Source organism: Allobosea sp. CCNWLY174 (assembly GCF_037120455.1).
Lineage (GTDB): Bacteria > Pseudomonadota > Alphaproteobacteria > Rhizobiales > Beijerinckiaceae > Allobosea > Allobosea lupini.
In genome coordinates this window covers 1-539 of sequence record NZ_JBBBBQ010000029.1, presented here as the reverse complement: position 1 = coordinate 539, position 539 = coordinate 1, and the positions used below count along the sequence as shown (strand labels likewise).

The following is a 539-nucleotide window of genomic DNA, read 5'->3' as shown; positions in this document are numbered from 1 at the left end:
GCGACGAGGCCGCTCGCCGTCTTTCCGAGCCGCCCGAGCTTTTCGAGCCGGCGGCTGGCGAAGCGGTTCTGACCCTTGCGCCGCGCCAGGCGCTCGACCAGGACGATCGCGGCGCGATCGTGCTCGCCGGACCGGATCAGGCTCTCGGCATAGGCCTGCTCGAACAGGTCGCGCTGGGCGTGGCTGCCGCCGACGGCGAGCAGGCCGTCACGGGCGGCACCGAGCAGGCGAGCCGCCTCGCGGTAGTCGCGCTCGTGGAAGGCGATCAGCCCGAAGGCGGCGAGCGCGCCGTTGCGGGCCGCGTCCCGCCGCTCGCCGCTGGGATGGGCCTGCGCATCCGCGATCAGGCCACGGGCGATGGCTTCGGCGCCATCGGCATGGCCGGCGCCGAGCAGCGACAGGGCGTAATGCAGGTCGGCGAAGACGAGGCAGCCATCGTGGACGCGGCCTTCCGCCCTGGCGGCGAGTTCGTCCCAACGGGAGCCGACATCGACGCCGGCGAATTCGAGCCGCGCCAGCAGCGAGGCGCCATTGGCGAT

1 protein-coding gene is annotated in these 539 nt (G+C 73.5%); it reads right to left on the bottom strand.

The features are described 5' to 3' along the window. The coding region (locus tag V7S63_RS28705) for a tetratricopeptide repeat protein (protein WP_465247290.1) at positions 1 to 539 on the bottom strand (539 nt) is incomplete at both ends.